General features: G+C 56.1%; 22 protein-coding genes and 1 pseudogene. 3 read left to right on the top strand and 20 right to left on the bottom strand.

Features of this window, described 5'->3' with window-relative positions:
* Positions 1 to 20 precede the first annotated feature (20 nt).
* Positions 21 to 320 (top strand): DUF305 domain-containing protein, encoded by a 300-nt coding sequence (locus RTX96_RS06885; RefSeq protein ID WP_006785988.1) that lies wholly within the window; start codon positions 21 to 23, stop codon positions 318 to 320.
* A 129-nt stretch (positions 321 to 449) separates the two neighbouring features.
* Here the strand turns inward: RTX96_RS06885 and RTX96_RS06890 are convergent, their stop codons facing one another.
* From RTX96_RS06890 to RTX96_RS06930, 9 genes and pseudogenes are all read right to left on the bottom strand, one after another.
* Positions 450 to 2576 carry a tyrosine-type recombinase/integrase gene (locus RTX96_RS06890; RefSeq protein WP_006785987.1) on the bottom strand — a complete coding sequence of 709 codons (2127 nt, stop codon included), beginning with the start codon at positions 2574 to 2576 and terminating at the stop codon, positions 450 to 452.
* The gene (locus RTX96_RS06895) at positions 2576 to 3553 is read right to left on the bottom strand and encodes a site-specific integrase (protein WP_312670712.1); all 978 of its coding nucleotides are present in this window, start codon (positions 3551 to 3553) and stop codon (positions 2576 to 2578) included. Before RTX96_RS06895 ends, RTX96_RS06890 begins: the two co-directional genes overlap by 1 nt.
* An 85-nt stretch (positions 3554 to 3638) precedes the next feature.
* Positions 3639 to 3866: pseudogene (locus RTX96_RS06900) on the bottom strand (DNA polymerase V subunit UmuC); the annotation flags it as partial.
* Positions 3867 to 3868: 2 nt separating this feature from the next.
* Positions 3869 to 4306 (bottom strand): translesion error-prone DNA polymerase V autoproteolytic subunit, encoded by a 438-nt coding sequence (umuD, locus tag RTX96_RS06905; protein WP_029376740.1) that lies wholly within the window; start codon positions 4304 to 4306, stop codon positions 3869 to 3871.
* Between the two features lie 686 nt (positions 4307 to 4992).
* On the bottom strand, positions 4993 to 6513 hold the full coding sequence (locus tag RTX96_RS06910; RefSeq protein WP_006785984.1) for a conjugal transfer protein TraG N-terminal domain-containing protein: 1521 nt from the start codon (positions 6511 to 6513) through the stop codon (positions 4993 to 4995).
* A 2-nt stretch (positions 6514 to 6515) separates the two neighbouring features.
* A complete protein-coding gene (locus tag RTX96_RS06915; protein WP_020899218.1) occupies positions 6516 to 6854 on the bottom strand; it encodes a hypothetical protein in 339 nt (112 codons plus the stop codon).
* A gap of 10 nt (positions 6855 to 6864) precedes the next feature.
* Positions 6865 to 8340 carry an integrating conjugative element protein gene (locus RTX96_RS06920; protein ID WP_020899219.1) on the bottom strand — a complete coding sequence of 492 codons (1476 nt, stop codon included), beginning with the start codon at positions 8338 to 8340 and terminating at the stop codon, positions 6865 to 6867.
* On the bottom strand, positions 8340 to 9332 hold the full coding sequence (locus tag RTX96_RS06925) for a TIGR03756 family integrating conjugative element protein (protein ID WP_020899220.1): 993 nt from the start codon (positions 9330 to 9332) through the stop codon (positions 8340 to 8342). The genes RTX96_RS06920 and RTX96_RS06925 overlap by 1 nt, the downstream gene beginning before the upstream one ends.
* The gene (locus RTX96_RS06930; RefSeq protein WP_006785980.1) at positions 9329 to 9727 is read right to left on the bottom strand and encodes a TIGR03757 family integrating conjugative element protein; all 399 of its coding nucleotides are present in this window, start codon (positions 9725 to 9727) and stop codon (positions 9329 to 9331) included. Before RTX96_RS06930 ends, RTX96_RS06925 begins: the two co-directional genes overlap by 4 nt.
* A gap of 336 nt (positions 9728 to 10063) precedes the next feature.
* Between RTX96_RS06930 and RTX96_RS06935 the strand changes: the two genes are divergently transcribed.
* Positions 10064 to 10609 carry a hypothetical protein gene (locus tag RTX96_RS06935; protein WP_223151192.1) on the top strand — a complete coding sequence of 182 codons (546 nt, stop codon included), beginning with the start codon at positions 10064 to 10066 and terminating at the stop codon, positions 10607 to 10609.
* A gap of 112 nt (positions 10610 to 10721) precedes the next feature.
* Here RTX96_RS06935 and RTX96_RS06940 read toward each other — a convergent pair whose 3' ends face one another.
* The 11 genes from RTX96_RS06940 to RTX96_RS06990 are packed head-to-tail and all read right to left on the bottom strand — an operon-like array spanning position 10722 to position 19218.
* On the bottom strand, positions 10722 to 11099 hold the full coding sequence (locus RTX96_RS06940; protein WP_004115528.1) for a hypothetical protein: 378 nt from the start codon (positions 11097 to 11099) through the stop codon (positions 10722 to 10724).
* Positions 11096 to 13954 (bottom strand): conjugative transfer ATPase, encoded by a 2859-nt coding sequence (locus RTX96_RS06945; RefSeq protein ID WP_023202704.1) that lies wholly within the window; start codon positions 13952 to 13954, stop codon positions 11096 to 11098. The genes RTX96_RS06940 and RTX96_RS06945 overlap by 4 nt, the downstream gene beginning before the upstream one ends.
* Positions 13954 to 14364, bottom strand: a complete 411-nt coding sequence (locus RTX96_RS06950) for a TIGR03751 family conjugal transfer lipoprotein (protein ID WP_006785978.1) — start codon at positions 14362 to 14364, stop codon at positions 13954 to 13956. Before RTX96_RS06950 ends, RTX96_RS06945 begins: the two co-directional genes overlap by 1 nt.
* Positions 14364 to 14759: a hypothetical protein gene (locus RTX96_RS06955; protein ID WP_020899223.1), complete on the bottom strand. Its 396-nt coding sequence runs from the start codon at positions 14757 to 14759 to the stop codon at positions 14364 to 14366. Before RTX96_RS06955 ends, RTX96_RS06950 begins: the two co-directional genes overlap by 1 nt.
* Positions 14743 to 16242 (bottom strand): TIGR03752 family integrating conjugative element protein, encoded by a 1500-nt coding sequence (locus RTX96_RS06960; RefSeq protein ID WP_006785974.1) that lies wholly within the window; start codon positions 16240 to 16242, stop codon positions 14743 to 14745. Before RTX96_RS06960 ends, RTX96_RS06955 begins: the two co-directional genes overlap by 17 nt.
* Positions 16232 to 17182: a TIGR03749 family integrating conjugative element protein gene (locus RTX96_RS06965; protein WP_006785972.1), complete on the bottom strand. Its 951-nt coding sequence runs from the start codon at positions 17180 to 17182 to the stop codon at positions 16232 to 16234. Before RTX96_RS06965 ends, RTX96_RS06960 begins: the two co-directional genes overlap by 11 nt.
* The gene (locus RTX96_RS06970) at positions 17182 to 17841 is read right to left on the bottom strand and encodes a PFL_4703 family integrating conjugative element protein (protein WP_312670616.1); all 660 of its coding nucleotides are present in this window, start codon (positions 17839 to 17841) and stop codon (positions 17182 to 17184) included. Before RTX96_RS06970 ends, RTX96_RS06965 begins: the two co-directional genes overlap by 1 nt.
* On the bottom strand, positions 17838 to 18194 hold the full coding sequence (locus tag RTX96_RS06975) for a TIGR03750 family conjugal transfer protein (RefSeq protein ID WP_004115534.1): 357 nt from the start codon (positions 18192 to 18194) through the stop codon (positions 17838 to 17840). The genes RTX96_RS06970 and RTX96_RS06975 overlap by 4 nt, the downstream gene beginning before the upstream one ends.
* Positions 18195 to 18206: 12 nt before the next feature.
* Positions 18207 to 18593: a TIGR03745 family integrating conjugative element membrane protein gene (locus tag RTX96_RS06980; protein WP_006785968.1), complete on the bottom strand. Its 387-nt coding sequence runs from the start codon at positions 18591 to 18593 to the stop codon at positions 18207 to 18209.
* A 35-nt stretch (positions 18594 to 18628) separates the two neighbouring features.
* Positions 18629 to 18871, bottom strand: a complete 243-nt coding sequence (locus RTX96_RS06985; RefSeq protein WP_003029734.1) for a TIGR03758 family integrating conjugative element protein — start codon at positions 18869 to 18871, stop codon at positions 18629 to 18631.
* Positions 18871 to 19218 carry an RAQPRD family integrative conjugative element protein gene (locus RTX96_RS06990; RefSeq protein WP_006785967.1) on the bottom strand — a complete coding sequence of 116 codons (348 nt, stop codon included), beginning with the start codon at positions 19216 to 19218 and terminating at the stop codon, positions 18871 to 18873. Before RTX96_RS06990 ends, RTX96_RS06985 begins: the two co-directional genes overlap by 1 nt.
* A gap of 184 nt (positions 19219 to 19402) precedes the next feature.
* Here RTX96_RS06990 and RTX96_RS06995 point away from each other — a divergent pair, with 184 nt between their 5' ends.
* Positions 19403 to 19750 carry an FxLYD domain-containing protein gene (locus RTX96_RS06995; protein ID WP_016808262.1) on the top strand — a complete coding sequence of 116 codons (348 nt, stop codon included), beginning with the start codon at positions 19403 to 19405 and terminating at the stop codon, positions 19748 to 19750.
* Positions 19751 to 19814 lie beyond the last annotated feature (64 nt).

Here is a 19814-nt window from a genome sequence, read left to right on the forward strand (position 1 = left end):
CTCCGATAAAGGAAGAGAGTATGAAACCGCGTAACATGATTTTATTGCTGATGCTCGCAGTCGTGTTTCCGGCAACGGCTGCGCAGGCAGTACACGGAAACCATGCCGGAATGTCACCGTCTTCTGAGGCCTATATGGACGGCATGAATAATATGCACGAAGGAATGATAAAGGCCGTACAGGACCCGGATGCAGACAGGGCATTTGCCAGGAGCATGATTGAACATCACAAAGGAGCCATTGCCATGGCCGAAACGGAACTCCGTTATGGTAAATCACCGGCAATGCGGAAGATGGCTGAAAGCATTATCAGCGCCTAGAAAGAAGAAATACGGCAGATGGAAGTATGGCTCAGTAAATAAGCTCTTTTTTATTACTTTCGTTACGGCGTAGCAGCTCCTTACTACGCCGTCCTTCACACACATAAAGTGAATTCCGGTCAGGGCCTGCTACAGAATACGTGGGATATCTGTTTTCATAAGAGCGGCGTTCAGTTTTTCCACATCACCTTCTATTACTTCTTTCTCATCGGGCGTCAGTGGCACTTCTTCAAGATAATGTTTTACCGATGCCTTACTTTCCAGTAACAGTCCTCTTGCACTTCTCTTTGGCAGATTAAAATCACATCCGATGCATGCCATACGGTGCGGGCAACTGCTCCAGAAGGGATTAGTACAGAAAGAGTCGCCCAGATCATAATATGTCGCAGGTCCCGTGAGGCTGGTTGCTGCGGGGTCATGATCAATCAGCACGCTTATCATGTGCGCTACCCGGTCAGCTTTAACAAAAGAGGCAGCAAGCTGCGTCGGGCGTATTCGAATATAATGCATGGTGGATTGCGGCGAAGAGTGTCCTGACCACTGCATCAGCTCGTATAAAGACATGCCCTGAGGAACACTGGCCAGGGCAGTTACGGCCGATGCGCGTCCCCTGTGGCTGGTAATGGGGCCCCGGCTGTCTTCCTCAGGCACTCCTGCCCGGGCACAGAGAACCGGAATAACGGTGCGGTTTATTATGTCTCTTCCCACCGGTTTGCCCCGGTACTGAAACAGAAAACGGACTTTTTCACCGGTGCGTTCATCCGTCAGAGCTGCCTGTTCTTCTGGTCGTTCTGCCAGCCAGATATCGACATACTTTTTCACCACTGCAGAAACCGGCTTAACAAAGGCTTTAGATGTCTTGCCGGCCGGCACGTTCAGATAGCAAAGAGTCCCGGCAGGAATGGTACTGCCGTCGTCCCGGTTAATATCTTCCGATTGTGGAATGATGCAGCCAGCGGTCAGGCGCATCAGCTCATTCTGACGCAGCCCTGCATGCGTCCAGATGACTGCCATAGCCTGCAGCATAGAGAGGGGGTAGTGAATTTCACTGAGCAAATCTTCCTGACGCAGATTCAGGCTTGCCCAGACCAGTTTCAGCCATACAGGATCATCAATAACACGCGGATTGACGCCCTGACGAAAGAGCGGTGTATCAGGTGTGGAGAGATGGCGGGCCGGACTGAATTTCAGACGTCCCCATTCCCAGAGTTCGTAGTCAAACATAAAACGACGAACGGCATACACGAAACCGGCACGGGAATTTGGCAGCATGGGCTCTCCGGAACGTGGAGAGCGGCGCACCCCACGTTCTGTACCCAGTGAAAGTTCATCAACCTTCATTCTTCCGATTGCAGCAATGAAGCTGGCGCAGATCTCCATTGTCCAGTCGGACGGCGAGCGAATTTCCGGATGCTCGCGGGCGAGCCACAGACCGCAGCGGAGGATAAAGCTGTACTGGCTCTCTCTGGACCGGGGCCGAAGCACCGACGTTTCTCTCCAGCGCCGGCACCACGTTACCCACTCTGTGGCAATATTTTCTGTGGGTTTTTCGTGCCACTCACGGTAATTGCGCATACGTACGGCACTTTTGAGGATGCCCATTGCGGCCAGCGCATGTGAAACTCTGCCTACTGTTCGTGCGATTCCCCGATCGTGATAATTCTGCGCGCGCCACAGGAGTTCAGTTGTGAAGCTTTCAAGCTCAGGATTATTGTTCATCATCATCAGTATGCCCAGCAGGGCTGACAGGGCGTTTTTCTGGTTCTGTCGTTTGTATCCCAGCGAGACAAGCGTATCAGTCAGCCGGTTGAGTTCCTGAATGAAAATGTCCCGGCCATAGATGGCACAGGCGTACAACGACGGAGCACCATGATGCGGCAGGTCGAACGGTGAGGGAAACGGGCCAAGATGGAAGGCAAATGCCGCAATAAGGGGCCTGCCGGAACGGTGCTGCAGGCACAACGTCAGCCACTTTTCCGAATCCCACAGCCAGCAGGGTTTCCTTGTCCGGTGTATTTCCGCCAGCACGACAGGAATGATAATCCTGACGAGTCTGTCACTCGTACCGCTGCGGGCGGCAATATCCTGAAGTGGCCGCAGTAAAGATGACAGCGGACCTTGCTTGCTCAAAGCAGAGATACGTTTGTGCCCTGTGCTTAATGCCTCAAGCTCTTCAATGCTTAACACATTATTCAGCTGATAATCTGAACGCCTGAAGGGGACATAAATTTTATGAATTCCTGTTTCTGCTTTCATCACACGGCTCCCGCCTGAAAGATAAGCCCTGCAATCTTACGGTCGGTTTCAGCGACGGCAGCAGCCATGCGGGCAGCCATATCCGTTCCCGACAGATGAATATAAATTTGTGTTGTACGTGGGTCCCTGTGCCCTGCATAAGTAGCCAGTTCATGCAGTTTCCATCCGGCCCGTGCCAGATGCGTCAGCCGGAGGTGACGAAAAGTATGCGTGGTGATGTCTGGCTGATCAGTCTTTGCCGCCCATTTCCGTACGGTTTTACTCCAGCTCCAGAAAGAGAGAGGAGCGCCGTAATTACGGTCAGAGACGGAACGGAACAAAGCACCGCCTGACCAGCCTTCCAGCCGTAGCTTTTGAAAATGGTTTGCCAGTACCGGCGCAACGTCGGCGCTATAGCAGACCATTCTTTCCCGTCTGTTTTTCGTCGTTTCTGCCCGGATGCGTATCAGGCGATGAGCCAGGTTAATGTCCTCAAGCCTCAGAGCCGTCACTTCAGTACGTCGGAGCGCCCCATAATAAGCCAGAGCAAGCATCAGTCGGTCACGCAGAGGCGCTGCAGAAACGTGTTTCAGGAACCTGAGCCACTCCCCGTCATCGGGAATAACGGGGAGTCGGTTGATACGTGGGGTCAGGCCGCGTCCGGTATAAATGGCACCAGGCAAACCCGAACGGGGTAACGGGTTGAGACTGCAAATATCCTGATAAACCAGAAAGTCATACCAGAGACGAAGAGCTGAAAGGCGCAACTGGAGCGTGGCGCTTGCAACGGACGACGGCATATCAGGGAGCTGAGGTCGGATATATCCTGCAATGTCTTCAAAGGAAGCTCTTTCAGGAGCAATGTCGTGTATTTCACAGAAGGCAAAAAAATGCGTCAGGGCACTTCGATAGGCTTTAATAGTTGCGCTGGCTCTTCCTAAATTCGAAAGAATTGTAAGCCACTGCTCAGTCAGCAGAAGAGCAGATGCGGAATGCATGGAAGTGTTCACGGCCTTCCCCTTTCAGTTCATAACAACTGATTAAAGTTTATACCGAAGATGTTGCATTCCATTTAACTTACTATAAGCTGTAATTACTTGAAAATGCTACAACACCCTTTTTCTCAGCCTCACGACCAACCTTGAACCAGGGATCGCCCATTTTTAACCCAAGTGATTTTGCTGCTGAGGAACGGGCTATTATGCAGCCATCGTTATTAGACAGCACCACCACAGGTTTGCCACGGAGATCTGGTCTGAAAACTGTCTCGCAGGAAGCGTAAAATGAGTTAACATCGACTAGGGCGAACACTGCTAAGCGCCCCTAAACTTGAATGAATGCACAAGATGGCGTACCACACCGAAGACAACGGTTTCGATGTCGTCAGTCAGGGGTATAGCTGAATATGCGGGATTAGCTGGCAACAGGGCTGGAGAAGGCAACAACTGCAGTCGTTTACAGGTAAACTCTCCATTTACAGCTGCAATGACAATATCACCGTGCTTGGCCTCACGAATACATTCAACTATTAATAAATCTCCATCTCTGATACCGGCGTTACGCATCGAATCCCCTTCTGCTCGCACCAGGTAAGTACTTTCTGGATAGCGGATACAAAGGTCATCCAGGGAAAGACGCTTTTCAACATAATCCTGAGCGGGAGAAGGGAAACCACATGAAACCCCATCGCCAAACAAAGGAACACATGCCAGTGATGGATTGCTACCTGTAAGTCTGGCTATCGCCGCCATCATCAAAACCGGTGTGTTTGCTGAATTTTTCTGCGAACTTTTATCCCAACACATCGTCTGTTCTAAAGGAATTGGCATAACTCGCCCCCCTCAAATTATACTGTTTATAAATACAGTATAATAATGCATTTTCAACGATGACAAGCTGTAACTATTTGGAAAAAAGTAACCTGATGAGTTTTAAAGAATTAATTAGTGTTCTCAGTCAGGTATCATGGATGTTCGTAATTGCACAAAAATTCCGCTATAGTCCCTTTAGAATTCACGTAATTCGGAGGGGGTGATGTATCAGTCTCAAGAGAAACGCGCCTGGAATCGTGGCGTCCGTTTTGCGGGTATATGGAAACGAGCCAGAACTACTCTATTAAACTGGGATAAACGGTGTGTGTCGTGGGCGGCTACTCATCGTCTACCGTCTTGGTGTGGGCATATCCCAATGATACCCATTGCATGTTTTGTAATCCTCACTTTTGGATCATTGTTTCTCATTAGTGCCGTGCTCTCACCTCATAGAAAACATCTCTCCGAAAGTGAAAATGCACCATGTGAGAACTTTATGGAAGAGCAGCCAGGTTATGGAAAATATCGTGATGGCCAGCATGGATGGGGATGGTACGACGCTGCAGGGCGTATGGTTAACGAGGATGAGTAAGGGCTCCCCCTTACTCATTTGTGACAATTTACGCTTACTTCATAGCTTTATTTGCAACAGCATTAGCTCCAGCCTCTCCCAACTTACCTCCAGAGCTTTCAGCTTTTGCTGTTCCTTGCTGATATGCTGAGCTTAAAGCATTCCCGATGGTAACTCCTGCCCATGATAATGCCCCTAACCAAACAGCAGGAAGTACCAGAAACATAGTGCCCATAACCAGATTCATAATAAGGTCATCTGAGCTGTTCTGCAGTCCCGCCATATTGAACCGACTGTGTGTATCCGAACTGTACAACGCGGTTAACAGCCAGCTGTCGAGCCAGCGCGCCAGTTCCCACCAGAATGTCAGGAAGTTAAGAGCAAACATCACAAAGGTCAGCGTAATAACGGTTTTGAATTCGTAGGCCGCAAATGCCAGGATCAGCGGCAGCATGACATATATTGCCATCAGCAGGATGGCCTGCACCATTGGCAGCGCCTGTCGCATCGCATCGAACGCCGGGAACGCGGCCAGACTGCCGAGGGCCGTACCGCCAATGGAGGCCACGCGCGCCGCGGCATTATCCAGGGTAAAATCGGCATTGCCGCCATAGCCGGCATACACGTGACCATTCTGTGAGACAGTCAGGCTTTCCGGGCTTACCAGACGACGGATGACGGCTTCCTGATAGTCACTGTCGTTAAAGCCTGACATTTTCATTGCGGCCGAGATACGCAGCCACATATCGGGGTCGGCCTGATCTTTCACCCGCGCTTTCAGTCCTGTGTCCGTACTGCTCCACCACTCGCTGCAGGTGGGATAGCCTCCTCTTCCGGTATTGGGCCGGCCACTGTCCCGGCTGTCAGACCATGGGAACGCAGCCCGGGGCAGTTTGGACTGCAACGAAGGATAGTACCGGCTCAGGAATGTACTGCTGCCAATCCATTCGATATCACGCAGCGTAGTTTTGTCCTTTGTCTGGCCCTGATCCTGTTGCTTCCACAGATACAGCGCAACCGAATAGCAGTCGTTGGTGAAGTCCTGCAGTTCCTGCGCCAGCGCTTTGTTGTCGATACGCGTATGCTGCACTTCAAAGCGGATCTGCCGCATGTCAGGGCGGCAGGGAATGGTCGCCACGGCCGCCTGGGTTACCCCTTTCGAGAGTTTATGAATCAGCACCCACCACACCGGTGCTGCGGCCGTCTGGTCGTTGAGACTGGTGACCACGCCGGCATACCCGCTTTCATCCGGCGCTTTTGGCGTCCACACACCACAGCTCTTTGCCCGGGTTGTGTCGTACTGCATCGTACTGAGGCTGACATTAATCAGCGGTACGCAGCAGGCAATCATCACCAGGAATCCGGCATACAGCGCGTTCTCGATACGAGGCAGCGACAGCATCCCCTTGTTGCCTTCATCCTCCCCCTCTTCACGGACTTTGAGCCAGATCCCCACCACCTTAAACGCCAGCGGCAGGACAAAAAGCCCGGTGCTCAGCAGGACATTCCACAGGCCGTTATTGATCACCCAGCCGAGCAGCGTGAGAAAATACTCAAGATAGCTGTTTGTTGTCATCGTCAGGCTCCCGGACCGGTAAACATCGCGTACTCACACAACGCGATAAAAAGCACACTGACCACACTGATGCGCAGCAGCGGCCGCCGGTATGCCTCCCGAAAACCCGGCGCATGCCGGATTTTCCAGAGGCCCCAGGCAACAAGCGCATACAGCGCCAGTCGCCACATCAGCCAGCCGTAACGCGTCGACTGCATCCAGCTCCGGAATGCAGCAGCTTCAGTCGGATGTTTCATGGCGGTGTCAGCCATCATCAGTGAGACCACCATGAACAGCGCCATACAGGCGAGGAAGAAGCCGGCACGGGTCAAGACTTTCCTGACAGTCGTTTTATTACGCATCCTTATTCCCTCATTCAGCCGACTGCGGCGCTGCCATCTGGTTGAAGCGACTGTCGGTATTGTCATCGGACTGGGTCTGCGGGTTGGTTTCGACGCGCTGATTCTCCCTGTCGATAATGGTCAGCACAGAATTACGTGACAGTTCGCGCTTCATCTCCATCTCGTTTTTCAGCGCCGCGATTTCCCGATCCAGCGCCTCAATGCGCTGGCCGGCGGTATCAATGGCCTTTGGCTGGGCAGCGGCATTCGGCTCCGACATACCGGTAACCATCATGCGACGCATCAGCAGCGCCGTTTCCACCGTGTCAGACATGGCCAGTTCGCCTGCAAGGCGGGCGGTTAGGGCCGCGTTATCCGGATCACGCTGCAGGGCTTTAATCACGCCGGCCGTCACCGGCAGTCCGCCAGTTTTCAGCTTCGCCAGATTCGCGGCCGTGGGCTTTTCCGTACCGTTGACGAGCCTGACCAGCTGCTCAGCGTTGGCTTTGGTTGCCTCTTCCAGCAGTGGGGCAAAACCGGTGCCGGCAACGGTCGTACCGGGCTGGTCATCCGCATCACCGCTGGTACATTCACTCGCGTTGGCACAGGTGCGCATCGAGCGATCGCCCAGCACCTTCACGGTCATGGCCGCCGCCTCTTCCGCGCTGCCGAATTTAGAGCATGCGCCACCGTTACAGCTGCTTTCGCCCACGGTCGAATCAGACGTGACGGGCAGACCGTTCATCATGTTGTAGCCGGCAGCGACAAGGTCATGGGTGACACGTATCGCGGGCTGCCCCGCCCCCCCACGTTTTTGGCCGCCAACCCAGTTACTACCTGACGCGCCGCTGGCCTTGCGACCTGCGTCATCAACACGAACTGCGTCAGCATCACCGCTGTTTACGATGGATTTGTACTCATCCATCATGGCCTGCTGCGTCCAGTTACTGCTGTCGCTGAAGTCCATCATTTTTTTCGCCATGTTCTGGCAGTTGAGTTGCGCCTTGTCGAATGACACATTGGCCTGAAGCACGCCGTTGGTGAGCATGTCATACAGACCGGGGTTAGCCCGCTGAATGACCATCGCCGGCAGACTGGCCACCGCGCCGGTGGCCCCCTGAATCACGTCGCCCATCAGGTTTTTAAAGCCTGATGTGACGCCGTTGAGCTGGTTGCCGACTGTGGTTTTCAGATCAAAATTGCCGCACATCAGGTCACTGCTCCAGCCGGTATTCAGCCCCAGCTTCTGCATATTGCCGCGCGTGGCCGGCTGGGAAATGACCGAGCCGCCGCCGAGGGTGTAGAACAGTTTGTCCGACACCGCACCATCGACGGACTTGCCGTAACCGATGGCGCTGTTGTTCACCTGCGGCAGGGACATGCCCAGGATGGTATTGTCATCATCGGCCGCGTGCGCGCCCGGGAGGACAGTCAGCAGTGAGCCGGTCAGCAGCAGGCTTAAGCGAACGGCTGAAAATGAAGGTGTTTTTTTCACGGTTTTCCTCATCAGATATCAGTGCTGCCCAAAAATTTCTGCCCGCGCTTTTTGCAGCAGCTGTAGGGCTGCCAGAACGCAAAGGCTTCATTGTTATCGCTCGCGGCGGTATAGCTCCCGTCCGGGAAGACGGCACATGACTGAGTCATGTGGGGAGCCAGCCGCTGCCATTTGTGATTGCGCGTGCCGGTGTTTTCCGTGACTTCGCCCGGTGGCCAGTACCCGTCATGATGGCTGCCCTGGAGCACCTGATAAACATGGGGCTGCCCGGCGCGGGTGATAATGTCTGCCACACGCTGCGCCACCACGGCAGAGGCTTTGTCATCATCGGTCTGGCTGATAAACCCCGAACGGGGATAGATGTTGCCCCACATATTGGCTGCTGCCTGACTGCCGATTTCCCGCTGGCCGGGCACAAGCGCTTCCGGATACAGGGACTCCGGTACGCCCGTGCGCCAGGCCGCCGAATCCAGCGTACTCAGGAAGTAAGGCATTAACGGGGTGGCTGCGGTATCACAGGAATAGCCCGGAATACTGCCGCCAATCAGGGAGGTGGCCGGGTGGCCAATCGCATCGGCATACTTGAAACGCACGGCGGACTTGCGCTGGCCGGGATTTTTCATGTCTGCCGGATTGGCTCCTCCGGCAGAAACACCGGAAAGCCCGCTGGTCACGGCACTTTCCAGCCCGCCGGCGGTCTGGCTGACAAACGCCATTTCCTGCCACGGGTTGCCGCCCGGCGCGACATAGGTCGAAACGACTGCCTGAGGAATGAAGTGGGTGACTTTGACCGACGTGCGCACCTTGCAGCCAAAGGGGGTGCAGAACAGCCAGTAACAGATGCCACTGACACGCCAGCTGATACAGTTTTGCGATACGGCGCTGGCAATAATCTGCGCCGTGTTAAGTGCTGCAACAGCTGCCGGCGCGGTTGCCGTACCCAGTACCGTGGCAACCGCCAGCGAGCACACTGTGGTTCTGATGCGGGAAGGTTTTGTATTCACTGACCACCCCCCCGGTTACGCAGGGAAGTGGCCACGTCAACATCCGTGGTGCCGTACACCACATCGCGGTCATCAAACACCACGGCCGGCACTTTTTTAATGCCCAGTTCCCAGGCCCGGACCACCTGGCGATAGGAATCATTCAGCTGCAGCTGTTTTTGTTGCCAGGCAGATGATGCCATAACCTGCCTGACCTGTGCTTCGGCCTGCTGCGGGTCTGCAGGCAGTTCCCCGAACATCTCGGCCTGCAGTTGGTCAGGACCATCAAGAAGTACCACCGGCACGTCCGGCGGCAGATTTGCCGGCAGATGCTGACTGTCGGTGAAGACGACCGTGCCGGCCAGTACGGATGCCGGCAGCAGAGCCGGCAGGAAAACAAGTGAGGTCAGTTTCATGAATCGGGGCTCCGTCAGACTGAATCGCCTGACAGCGTGCCCGTGGCCGTTCAAAAAAGCCGCATTAAATTCTATACCCGAACAAAAAAATTAATCAGCGAATCTGTAGCTTTTGCAGTAGGAAATGATCACAACCATTTAGCTAATGATATAACTACAGACGGTTAAACCCGGCATAAAGTACTAATCTGTAATCATTCAACTAAATTGCCAGAGGTGATGATGAATATCAGGTATCTGTATGGAAAGGAGAAGATTCTTGGCCCCGTTATCCGCGACGAAGCTCCGATACGACTGTGTGACCTGACGCATTATTCACGCATGGAAAACGAAAAAATGCGCGATAATGAAATGGAAAAAATTTTCACTCCGGATCGTTATCAAGTTGCTATAAAAATTAATGGGCGCACCCTTAACCCTGACGATATGACTGCAGATCCCATGTTTACGCTATCGCCTCGTCATTGTTATTGTATATGTTTGAGTAATCGGCAAGATGAGCCAGAACTCTATGCTGCTTTTAAAGCTGATATCTGCATCGCATTCGACGTTGATCTCCTCCAAGAAAGACTTTCTCTTTTAGACCACAGATTCCCGGGTACTGAAATTAAAGGGAAAGATGTGATCTATTATCATCCAGGAACGGCACCAGACAGCTTCACTCCTGAAGAACTTGTTTTTTTTAAACCAAATATATTTTCTCATGAAGCAGAGTATAGGATTGCGCTATTTTATCCTCTAAACAAAACAGGGTTTGCATACGAGGGAGGAGTTTTACCTTTCAAAATGGAAGGTGAATCAATGTTCATGGATATTTCCCATCAGCAAAAAGGATTTATAAGTGAATGCGTTAAGAAGGTTATGCGAAGGAAATCTTCTTGACCTCGTAGTCAATTTTATGACGTTACTTAGCAAAAAACCGGCCCTGAGGGCCGGTATGCAATATTGTTATTTTCTTTTTGTAATCATGCCCCTGGTGAAGGCAAGTCTGTAGTTATACGTCAAGCCCGTTAATCCACAGCATCAGATACACCAGGTCAGCCGAATCCGGCACCGTGATATACCAGCGCGGATGCGCATACTCCTCTTCCTGCGGCCAGCTCGTCTGTCCCGTCACGGTGATAAGAATATTCACCGCCTGCTTCAGCTTTCCCTCAAGATAGATGGCCACGCTGCTGCTGAGTCCCACCCGGTGCGGGTGACACGTCATTTTGACCGGCCCGGTCAGGCGCTGCCTGAGCATCGCCCGCAGCCTCACCAGATGCTGATGTGTCGCCGGGAGCACGCCGGGCTCCCCCTGAGGCGACAGGGTGAAAAGCGCACCGCCACTGTGCTCATGAATGGCGGGTTCAGGGTACTTCAGTGTCATCATACCGTGGCAGGCTCCTGTTGTTTATCCGTCAGACCGCGCAGACGGTCCAGATTCTGCGCGACGCGTTTTGCCGCCTCGAGTTCGCTGCAGTGAAATTCATTCATCAGCGCCCGGCGTTCGGCTTTCTCTTCTTTTTCCGTCATGCCCAGTGCCAGGAAGAGACTGGGCGGCACGGCACGAAACAGCGCTTCGATCCGTTTCGCCAGCACCACGCCTTCCGTATAACACCCCGACAGTTTACTGGCGGAAAGCAGCACCGATTCCTGCTCCGGCGTGAGCGCGCGGAAACGGCTGATATCTTTGACCTCCTCCGGGGGCATGGTCAGACAAATCCACCATTCCGCCATGTTCAGCATTTTTTCGGCAATATCCGGGTAGTCTTTAAGGTTCTGGGTGGCCAGCCACAGCCAGGCACCGAGCTTACGCCACATCTTGACCACCTTCGTCATGTAGGGCGACAGCAGCGGGTTGACCGTCACGATATGCGCCTCATCCACCGTGAAGACAATATCCCGGCCCAGGAACTGGTCACGCTCCGCGATGTTGTTGATCATGTTGGTCATCGAGACCATGGTCAGGGCCATCTGCGCCTCGTAACCCTCACGCGCCAGATGCCCCAGGTCGACCAGCGTCACGTCCGCTTCCGGCCACAGCTCCCCTTCGCGGTTGAACAGCTCCGCTTCAAAGCTCCCGGCCTGAGTGAACATGCCCAGGGATTCCGCCATTTCCGCCGCTTTCGCCTTGCGCTGAGCATTGCGGACATTGATGACGCCCTCATCGTTGTCAGAGGCAATGTCGTACAGCGCCTTCTGCAGGTCAGACGGCAGCATCTGCCGCCCTTCCTTATACGTGGCATGTGCCGCCATCAGCAGCGCCTCACGTATCATCGCCCTGTCGGCACGCTTAAGGTCAGCCTCTTCTTTCGGGTCGCCGCCGGTGATCATCATGCGCGCGGAGATTTCCATTTCACCGAGAACGTCACGCTTGTCATCCTCGCCATCGTCGTCCGTGTCGATATCAGGCAGGTCGCTCTCATCCACGGCCTGGGCGGCCAGGCCTTCTTCCACCAGTTTGTGAGCATCAGCAAACGGCGGCAGACTGACGCCGCTTCCGGGTTTGACGCTGATTTTATTCACCGTCAGCCCGAGGCTGTCAAAGAAGTCGGCCAGCAGGCCGAACGAGTTGCCGGCCTCCGCAATAAACAGCCGCGGACGATGGACGGCCATCAGCTGGGAGAGCGCGGCACACAGCGTGGCCGACTTGCCCGCCCCGGTCGGGCCGAACAACAGCAGATGCGCGTTCTGGGTGCGGTCGAGCTTGTTGAGCGGATCGAATGTAAGGGTATCCCCGCCGCGGTTGAAAAAGCTGAAGCCGGGATGCCCCGTGCCGGTTTCCCGCCCGGTTACCGGCAAAAGTCCTGCCAGGTGCTGAACCCATGTCAGACGGGTATACCAGTGTTTTTTGTCGCTGTCCGGGTTAAAGCACATCGGCAGCGCCCGCAGCCAGCTGTTCAGCGGACCTTCTTCAAACTCCGGCCGTACCGGCTGCAGACCGGCCCCTAGCAATACGGTGGACAGCTCCAGCCGCTTGCGCTTCAGGCTGGTCATGTCGTCGCCGCGCAGCAGGAAGGTGATCCCCGCCCGGTACAGCTTGTGCCGGTTGCCCAGATACTCTTTGACCGTCTTCACATCCTGGCGGACGCGGCCCGACTCGGTATTCTCACCGACCGCATTTTTCGACAGCCGGTTAAACTGCTCTTCAAGCCGGTCCTGGGGCTGTACCACCACGGTCATGCACACCATGGTCCCTTCCGGAAACATATCCATCAGGGCATTAATTTTCTTTTCACCCCGGCTTTTCTCGCCGGTCAGGGTGCCCGGCTCCGGCGGTGTACGCAGTTTTTCCACCGCCACCGCGCAGTGCGGCTTGTTGTCAATCCACCACACGCCGTTTTCCGGGTCTGAAACCGGCGGCGTGAACCACAGGGTTTCGGCAAAATCATTGCTGACCGGCACGGTGCCTTCAGGTGTCTCGCGCGGGTCTGCGTAAGCAGCCTGCCGATAGAGCGTGGTTTTCTCCACCCAGTCCGGTGACGGATTGAACAGCCGCAGCAGCCAGCCATGCACCTGCAGGCCGTTCTGCCGGGTGCAGCGGATCCCCGCCCCGCCCAGGGCATTAACGACCCGGTCACACACCTGATTGAGCATCGCCACCGGCGGCATCGGATCCCGGCTTTTACCAAGCCAGCGATAAACAACCATCCGGGTGCGGCGCTGCTGCCCGCGCCACGGCTGGCCGGTAATCAGCGAGTCAGTAAAAAGTCCCTCAGGCCGGGAGATACTGCGGATATGGCGCTCCATTTCACCCAGCCAGGCGTCGGTAAACGCCGTGCGCTGTGCATGTGGTTTGACATACCCGCGCAGCCTGTCCAGGTACGCGTCAGTGTCGTCCTCGTCCTGGCAGAAGAACTGCACGACCCAGGGATTCACGTCATGTTCATCAAAGCTGTCCTGAAGTGCATCCTCAACCGAGTCCCGGATCTGCTCCAGGCGCTCTTCGGTTCGCCCTTCGGTCGCCACCGGTGTCACATCATAAACGGCCCCCACCGACACGCCGTCATCAAGCAGGAGACACTGCTCTTCATCGAGAAATTCTGCCCAGGGCAAAAAGTCAATGATGGACGGATTGGCGTGATAAACCTTCTCCTCATCCTGGCGCGTCATTTTCCCGGGGCGCTTCAGAGGTTGCCGGCCCTTCACGGCCGCGGTCAGGGTTTCATCTGCCTGAACGGACTGGCCGTCATCAACCGGCGTCTGCCGGTCGGTGGATTTATTACGCGTAAACAGTGAAAGCATTACAGGGCCTCCGTGCGCTCGCCAGGCATGGCATACTGCGTCTGGCTGTAGAACGGGAACACAGTGCTGTAACCCGGCACCGGCGTGTTACCGTCTGCCAGATGGGGATACAGGTACATCACCATGTCGGGGTTGGGCAGCCGGGGAAACTGCTGGGTGATTTCGCTTTCCTGAGTACGGCTGTAGCTGCGGTCGGCCTGCGCGTCCGCCTGCGTTTCGCTGCCCGTCAGCGGGCGTCGCAGCGTGTCGCGGGCCGCCGCAGACTGGCGGGAAGTACTGCCGCCACCGTCCGCCCCGTTCCACAGTTCAAGCATGGTGTTATCGCCCGCCGGCAGCATTTCCTCTTTGGAGGTTGAGCAGCCGCTGAGCATTACACAGCTCAGGGCCAGAATGAAAACCGTTCTGTACATTACCGGTATCTCCTTTGTGAGGCGGCCGGATCGTAACCGCCGCAGATAAAAACGAACGCACTGACATTCAGCAGGTGCCCCAGCTCCCGTAATGTCATACGCGGGCAGTAAAGCCGGCGCGGGATTTTCGGGCTGCGCCACGAAACGGCACACTCCCGGGCACTGAGCGGCAGGGAGAACCTGCCGATATCCAGTAAAAGCTGGCCATTGCGCCAGCGCAGTAAAGGTGCGCCGGCAGGCAACAGCGCGACGGGTCGCAGCAACAGAACCGCAGAAGACGCAGGGATCACGTCAATATGCCAGCCTGCCCCGTCGCTGAACATCCAGCACACGGATGAAAGAGGGAAAAACGTTATCTGTCCCGCCATGGCCGTGTACTCAGTCCAGTCCGCCATTGTCACTGACGCCACCCGGCAGGGTGAAGTCGTAGCGCACCTTACGGCCCTTATCTTCATAATCAATGGCCAGCTGACGGGTGATATGCACGGCGAGACGGGCACCGGGCGGCACATAAATGGCATCAAACGTCATCCCGTAACGCTGTTTGATCCAGTCGGTGGTTTCAGACATGCCGCCGGAAATGGCTTTCCCCAGCGCCGCCTGTCCGGCGTCGCCGGTCATGGTGGCGGAAATGCCATTCACGTTGTTCTGCGTCGTGTACTGCCCCTGGCTCATCGCTTCACCCGCCGCACCGGCAGCCGACAGGCCAAAGATGGTGGGCAGGTAGGTGGAGGCGTTGGACTTACGTTCGCCGCCAATGCACGGGATCCCGTTTTCATCCGAAATCCAACCGATACCGCCACTGGTGCCGGTATCCTGTTTAGCCTGAGCGTTATTATTTTGCCCGCCGGCGTTGTTACTGGTGTCGGGTCTGGGGAGGGTGCGCACCGTACCGTCGGAAAAAACAAAGGTGACGCTGTTAACCTGCCCGCGCACGCAGGACAGCGTCCAGTCGCCGCTGGCCGTCCCCGAAACAATCGCCCCTTCGACGTCCGGTAACTCGATGCCGTTCGCCGTCAGGTTATCCTTACCGATAAGCACCTTGAACGGATAAGGATCGGTCACGGTGCCGTTGATGGGCACCCGGCCAAGCAGTGCCGTCATGGCGCGGCTGCCGACCAGCGTGGAATTTTCCGGCAGCGTGTAAACCGGCTCGGCGCTCTCTTCCGCCCCTTTTTCATTCGTCCGTCCCTTCACTTTCTGCTCATAGGCGGCTTTCTGGCGGGTCAGCTCATTTTCCCCCAGAAAAGAGGTCGGGAACTGAGGTGAGGCTTTGCCGCTGGCCGCATCCCGCGGATCCGTCTCTTTCTGGTCCGTCGGCGCGACCCACATCATGCCGTCACTGCCCTGAGAAGCGCTCCCCCCGGTGCTGCTGCCCATGCCGTCCAGTCCCAGCCCCAGCGGGATATCGCTGTCCGCCGTTTTTTTCTCGCTGTCAGGCTTTTTGAGTTTGTCAGTCAGCTCCTGGATTTTCGCCGTCAGGCTCAGTTGTTCGTTCTGAAGCTGAGCCTGCCGCTTGTCGTACTGCTCGCGCAGGCCATTAACGGCCTCATTCACCTGTCCTGAAACGTCCTGATTGCGCCGGCGCAACCGTTCGTTTTCTTTCACCAAATCCGCGTTCTGCTTATCCAGCGTTTTCTGGCGGTCACGCACATCGTTCAGCCGGCCGATGAGCGTGCGCAGGGTGTCCTCCGGCGTGTCGCCTTCCACCCCCAGCGCCTTCAGTTCATCCGGCGAGAGGTTTTTCAGGGAGCCGCTTTGTTTTGCCTGAGGTTGTTCTGCCGGTTCGTTTTTGCAGCTTTTGAGCCCCACGGCCAGCCCGGCAATCACCACGGCCGGCACGATAAACTTCACCAGGGCATTAGATTTAATCTGCATGGCGGGCCTCCTGTTTTACCGTGCGGGTCGCTTTACGCAGTGCAGACGGCTCAGCAATGAATGCGCTCTCCGGACGACCGGCGGTCACCACATACACCGTGGTGGTGTCTTCAGGCGTGCCGGCCGGACCGACCCAGCGGTGCTGGAAGGTGGCGGACACAAACTGTCCCTGCAGCGAGCGTGGATCCAGAACGACCTTACGGCTGCCGGTGTTCGTGAGCCTGAGTGCCACCACGCTGCGGTTTGCCACACCCCAGCCAGCCAGCGGCGTGACCGTTAATGGTTCAGAGGGATACAGCGTGCTGACACGTCGGGGCAGATGAGGATTGACCGGATGAATACCCGGGACCGCCTCGACCGTACGTGCCGGAGCATAAAGGCTCTGAGCGGCATATCGGGTCAGCAGCACCGGGATGGGGGCGCTGTAGCGGATTTTTTTACGCTTTGCCTGAGTACCATCATCGCTGCCGGTGGGAGCAGATGAGCCTGATCCGGAAGCAGCCCGGTCTGCACCACCTGGCTGACCGGCCGCATCGCCGGCGTGACTCAGCGTGCTGACATCACCGCTGTAGACCAGCCGCACCGGCTCAGTCGGCCCTTTTTCACCGGCGGCGATATCAAACAGCAGAACCTCGCCGCTTTCCACATCCTGCAGCTGCACCCGCGTCTGCGGAAAGGCGCTGTCGGCTTTCAGGTAGACGGCTCCCCCGGTGCTCTGCACCCGGAGTTTACCGTTAAGCGCCGGCGGAAAACCGACGCGGACGTTTTTGTCCACAAAGACCACCCGCTCCTGCCCCACCTTCAGGGGGATCTGCAGCGGAATACGCTCCCATTTCATCAGCTCATCTGCGCCGGCAGGACGTGATACCAGCATTGCCAGGGGCAGCAGGGCGAAGGACAGCGCCATCAGCCCGGCGCGGTAGTGGGGGTTTTTACTCATCACTGAAACACTCCTGACTTCTCCGGTTTAGGTGCAGGCGGTGCCGCCTCCAGACGCTGGGGCACACCGGCATAACAGTCCAGCGCCAGCCCGAACGGGTTGCGCTCCGCATCACCTTCCCAGCGCACCACTTTAAGCGGGTAACGTACCAGGGCGCGTTTGACCGGCTCGGCATGGAAATATTCGTCGGCCACCATGTCCAGGCGGGCAATCCAGTGATCGCGATCCTGTACGGTCACGCTCTGTGACTGGTAACCGCGACCAGGCACTTCATACACCACGCGCACGCGGTCGGTGAGCTCCCCGGCGTCACCGCGTTTCTTTGCATCCGCTTTCAGGAAATCCTGACAGGACGGCGTCAGATACGGCGACAGCGCATTGATTTTGGCGGAATAATCCACCTCGCCGTTTTTCGGCCAGGCATTGAGCTGCTGAAAAATGTAGAACGCAAAGGAGTAGACCGTCGGGGGCGGCACTTCCCACCAGGGCCGCGTGCTGCCGGTACGTAAATCCGGCGGGTTATGCACGGTCAGCTTGCTGGGTGCCAGCATCCAGCCTGCACAGGTGAATAAAAGGAAAAAGGCAAGCACGGCGCAGGCGATGCGCAGCGTCTGAATATGCTGGTCGCGGTCTTTTACCGCATGGCGAAAACGGCTCATGAGGCTCTCCTGTTACGTTTCACTGACCAGCCCCGGGCATCCACAATCAGTTTCGGATTGCCCATCCCCAGCCGGCGTTTTTTCGTCTCCAGTCGCTGCCAGAGCCAGTTCTCGGGCTTACCGCGCTTGAGCCTGGCCATCCAGCGGCCGCCGAACCAGACGAGCAGCAGCGGCATGACCAGCAGGCCGGTGGGAACGACAACCCAGCCGGCAAGCGGGATAAACGGCAGTGACAGGAGCAGACCCGCACCCGCGCCGGCAAGGGCTGCCAGCCCCATCTCATGGGTGGTAAACCCGCGAAATACCACGGGCTCACTGTTGAGACGGTCAGGTAAAAAACGAATGGTCTGCATCGTCGCAGGCTCCTACAACAGAATGTCGGCAGACTTGCCGAGCAGCCAGATAACGGCAACCAGCAGCACCACACCCACCACCACAATGGCCCCGAATTTGGTCCAGGTGGCTTTCTCATTGCGGACTTCGGTGAAGGTGTGCAGGGCGGCAATGGCAACGTTGATAAAGGCAACGGCCGCCACGACCAGCCCCCCGATAACAATGCCGTCCTGCAGGTATCCCTTGATTTGTCCGGACAGCCCGCTTCCGCCTCCGGATTCAGGCGCTTCAACGCTTGGCAAGTCCGCAAAGGCCGGTTTGCAGGTGAGCCAGCCCAGGAGGGCAAGCGTACCGGCGCGGGTCAGCGTACGACTGGCGAGACGGCGCAGGCGGGCAACAACAGACTCAGAATGGTGCATGGAATTCATCTCCTGACTTAACGTTCATAATCGGGTTAACTGGCAAACATCCAGATACACACAAGCAACAGCAGCACGGTGCGGACGGCAAAACGCCCCAGGGCCGCGTCCCGCACTTTGGTGTTACTCCAGCCGGTCCAGACATCCGACAGCGCCCACGCGGCCCATAAAAAAAGAAATGCCAGCAGTGCCCCGATGCAGAGCAGATGAAGGATGTTCACATCAAGACTGCCGGAGCCGGCTTTAAACGCGTTCGTTTGTTCGGATGTCATGGGCATCAGGGCCGCTCCCGCCGGTAATTACCGGCCACATAAGACGGGTCACGCGGTTGCGCGCGGGAGGGCTCCAGATAGCGGTCAATGCCGCTGCGGATGGTGTTGAGATCGGATGTGGCCTGACGGTAATCAAAGAAAAAGCGGCCACGGTCAGCCGGGTCGGCCTGTGCAGCCGCCACGCGGGCCCGTTCAAGCGACGCCTGAACCTGGTCCAGCTGACGCTGAACAGACGCAAGCTCGTCTTTCTCGGATGCCTGTGCAGCAGCTGATGCCAGAAAGGTCAGCAATACCAGGCCAGTGATGCCCGGGACACGACGGTTGCGCCGCATGGCCGGACGATTTGAGTTCATACGCACCTCCAGAAGGATTAAGGGGTGCGGACAGGATGCGGAAGAGGGAGCGTCGGGTCAGCGATAAACCCTAAACAGGAATTTCAAAATTAATTGCAGGTCAGTGCCGGTGGCAGGTTTAGCTGTAAATAAAGGTTCATTGTGATATTAAGAAAACTCAACGGTAAACAGAGGGAAAATGAAAATGATGAAGACTGTTCTGAAGGCCACGTTAATCACTGCACTGATTACCGGCCCTGTTCTTGCGGCCGACGGTACTGGCAAAGTCCAACTTTCAGACCTGCATTTCGCCACAGCAGCAAATGGTTTGCAGCAAATTGAAGGCACGGGAACAAACGTGTCAGGTGGGCCTGTGAAGACTGTAATTGTCAAATTCAACTTGCTTCAGAATGGGGCAGTAATAGGAAATACGGCAGCGATGGCTGAAAATCTGGAGCCGGGTCAGCAATGGAAGCTACAGGCACCCTACGACAGCATAACCAACAAGCCAGACAGCTTCAAAGTGACAGAACTGACGGTATTTAATAACTGACACTGACGCGCCAGTAACAGTGGTTTCATGGCTTGTCTGCTGACGGCAGGCGCGCAAAACAAGT

This window comes from Pseudescherichia sp., from assembly GCF_032052675.1.
In the GTDB taxonomy this organism is placed as follows: domain Bacteria; phylum Pseudomonadota; class Gammaproteobacteria; order Enterobacterales; family Enterobacteriaceae; genus Pseudescherichia.

Coding starts and splice junctions, on each gene's coding strand:
- RTX96_RS06885 (WP_006785988.1), top strand. CDS start 21: ATGAAACCGCGTAACATGATTTTATTGCTGATGCTCGCAGTCGTGTTT.
- RTX96_RS06890 (WP_006785987.1), bottom strand. CDS start 2,576: ATGAAAGCAGAAACAGGAATTCATAAAATTTATGTCCCCTTCAGGCGT.
- RTX96_RS06895 (WP_312670712.1), bottom strand. CDS start 3,553: ATGCATTCCGCATCTGCTCTTCTGCTGACTGAGCAGTGGCTTACAATT.
- umuD (WP_029376740.1), bottom strand. CDS start 4,306: ATGGCGGCGATAGCCAGACTTACAGGTAGCAATCCATCACTGGCATGT.
- RTX96_RS06910 (WP_006785984.1), bottom strand. CDS start 6,513: ATGACAACAAACAGCTATCTTGAGTATTTTCTCACGCTGCTCGGCTGG.
- RTX96_RS06915 (WP_020899218.1), bottom strand. CDS start 6,854: ATGCGTAATAAAACGACTGTCAGGAAAGTCTTGACCCGTGCCGGCTTC.
- RTX96_RS06920 (WP_020899219.1), bottom strand. CDS start 8,340: ATGAGGAAAACCGTGAAAAAAACACCTTCATTTTCAGCCGTTCGCTTA.
- RTX96_RS06930 (WP_006785980.1), bottom strand. CDS start 9,727: ATGAAACTGACCTCACTTGTTTTCCTGCCGGCTCTGCTGCCGGCATCC.
- RTX96_RS06935 (WP_223151192.1), top strand. CDS start 10,064: ATGCGCGATAATGAAATGGAAAAAATTTTCACTCCGGATCGTTATCAA.
- RTX96_RS06940 (WP_004115528.1), bottom strand. CDS start 11,099: ATGATGACACTGAAGTACCCTGAACCCGCCATTCATGAGCACAGTGGC.
- RTX96_RS06945 (WP_023202704.1), bottom strand. CDS start 13,954: ATGCTTTCACTGTTTACGCGTAATAAATCCACCGACCGGCAGACGCCG.
- RTX96_RS06950 (WP_006785978.1), bottom strand. CDS start 14,364: ATGTACAGAACGGTTTTCATTCTGGCCCTGAGCTGTGTAATGCTCAGC.
- RTX96_RS06955 (WP_020899223.1), bottom strand. CDS start 14,759: ATGGCGGACTGGACTGAGTACACGGCCATGGCGGGACAGATAACGTTT.
- RTX96_RS06960 (WP_006785974.1), bottom strand. CDS start 16,242: ATGCAGATTAAATCTAATGCCCTGGTGAAGTTTATCGTGCCGGCCGTG.
- RTX96_RS06965 (WP_006785972.1), bottom strand. CDS start 17,182: ATGAGTAAAAACCCCCACTACCGCGCCGGGCTGATGGCGCTGTCCTTC.
- RTX96_RS06970 (WP_312670616.1), bottom strand. CDS start 17,841: ATGAGCCGTTTTCGCCATGCGGTAAAAGACCGCGACCAGCATATTCAG.
- RTX96_RS06975 (WP_004115534.1), bottom strand. CDS start 18,194: ATGCAGACCATTCGTTTTTTACCTGACCGTCTCAACAGTGAGCCCGTG.
- RTX96_RS06980 (WP_006785968.1), bottom strand. CDS start 18,593: ATGCACCATTCTGAGTCTGTTGTTGCCCGCCTGCGCCGTCTCGCCAGT.
- RTX96_RS06985 (WP_003029734.1), bottom strand. CDS start 18,871: ATGCCCATGACATCCGAACAAACGAACGCGTTTAAAGCCGGCTCCGGC.
- RTX96_RS06990 (WP_006785967.1), bottom strand. CDS start 19,218: ATGAACTCAAATCGTCCGGCCATGCGGCGCAACCGTCGTGTCCCGGGC.
- RTX96_RS06995 (WP_016808262.1), top strand. CDS start 19,403: ATGATGAAGACTGTTCTGAAGGCCACGTTAATCACTGCACTGATTACC.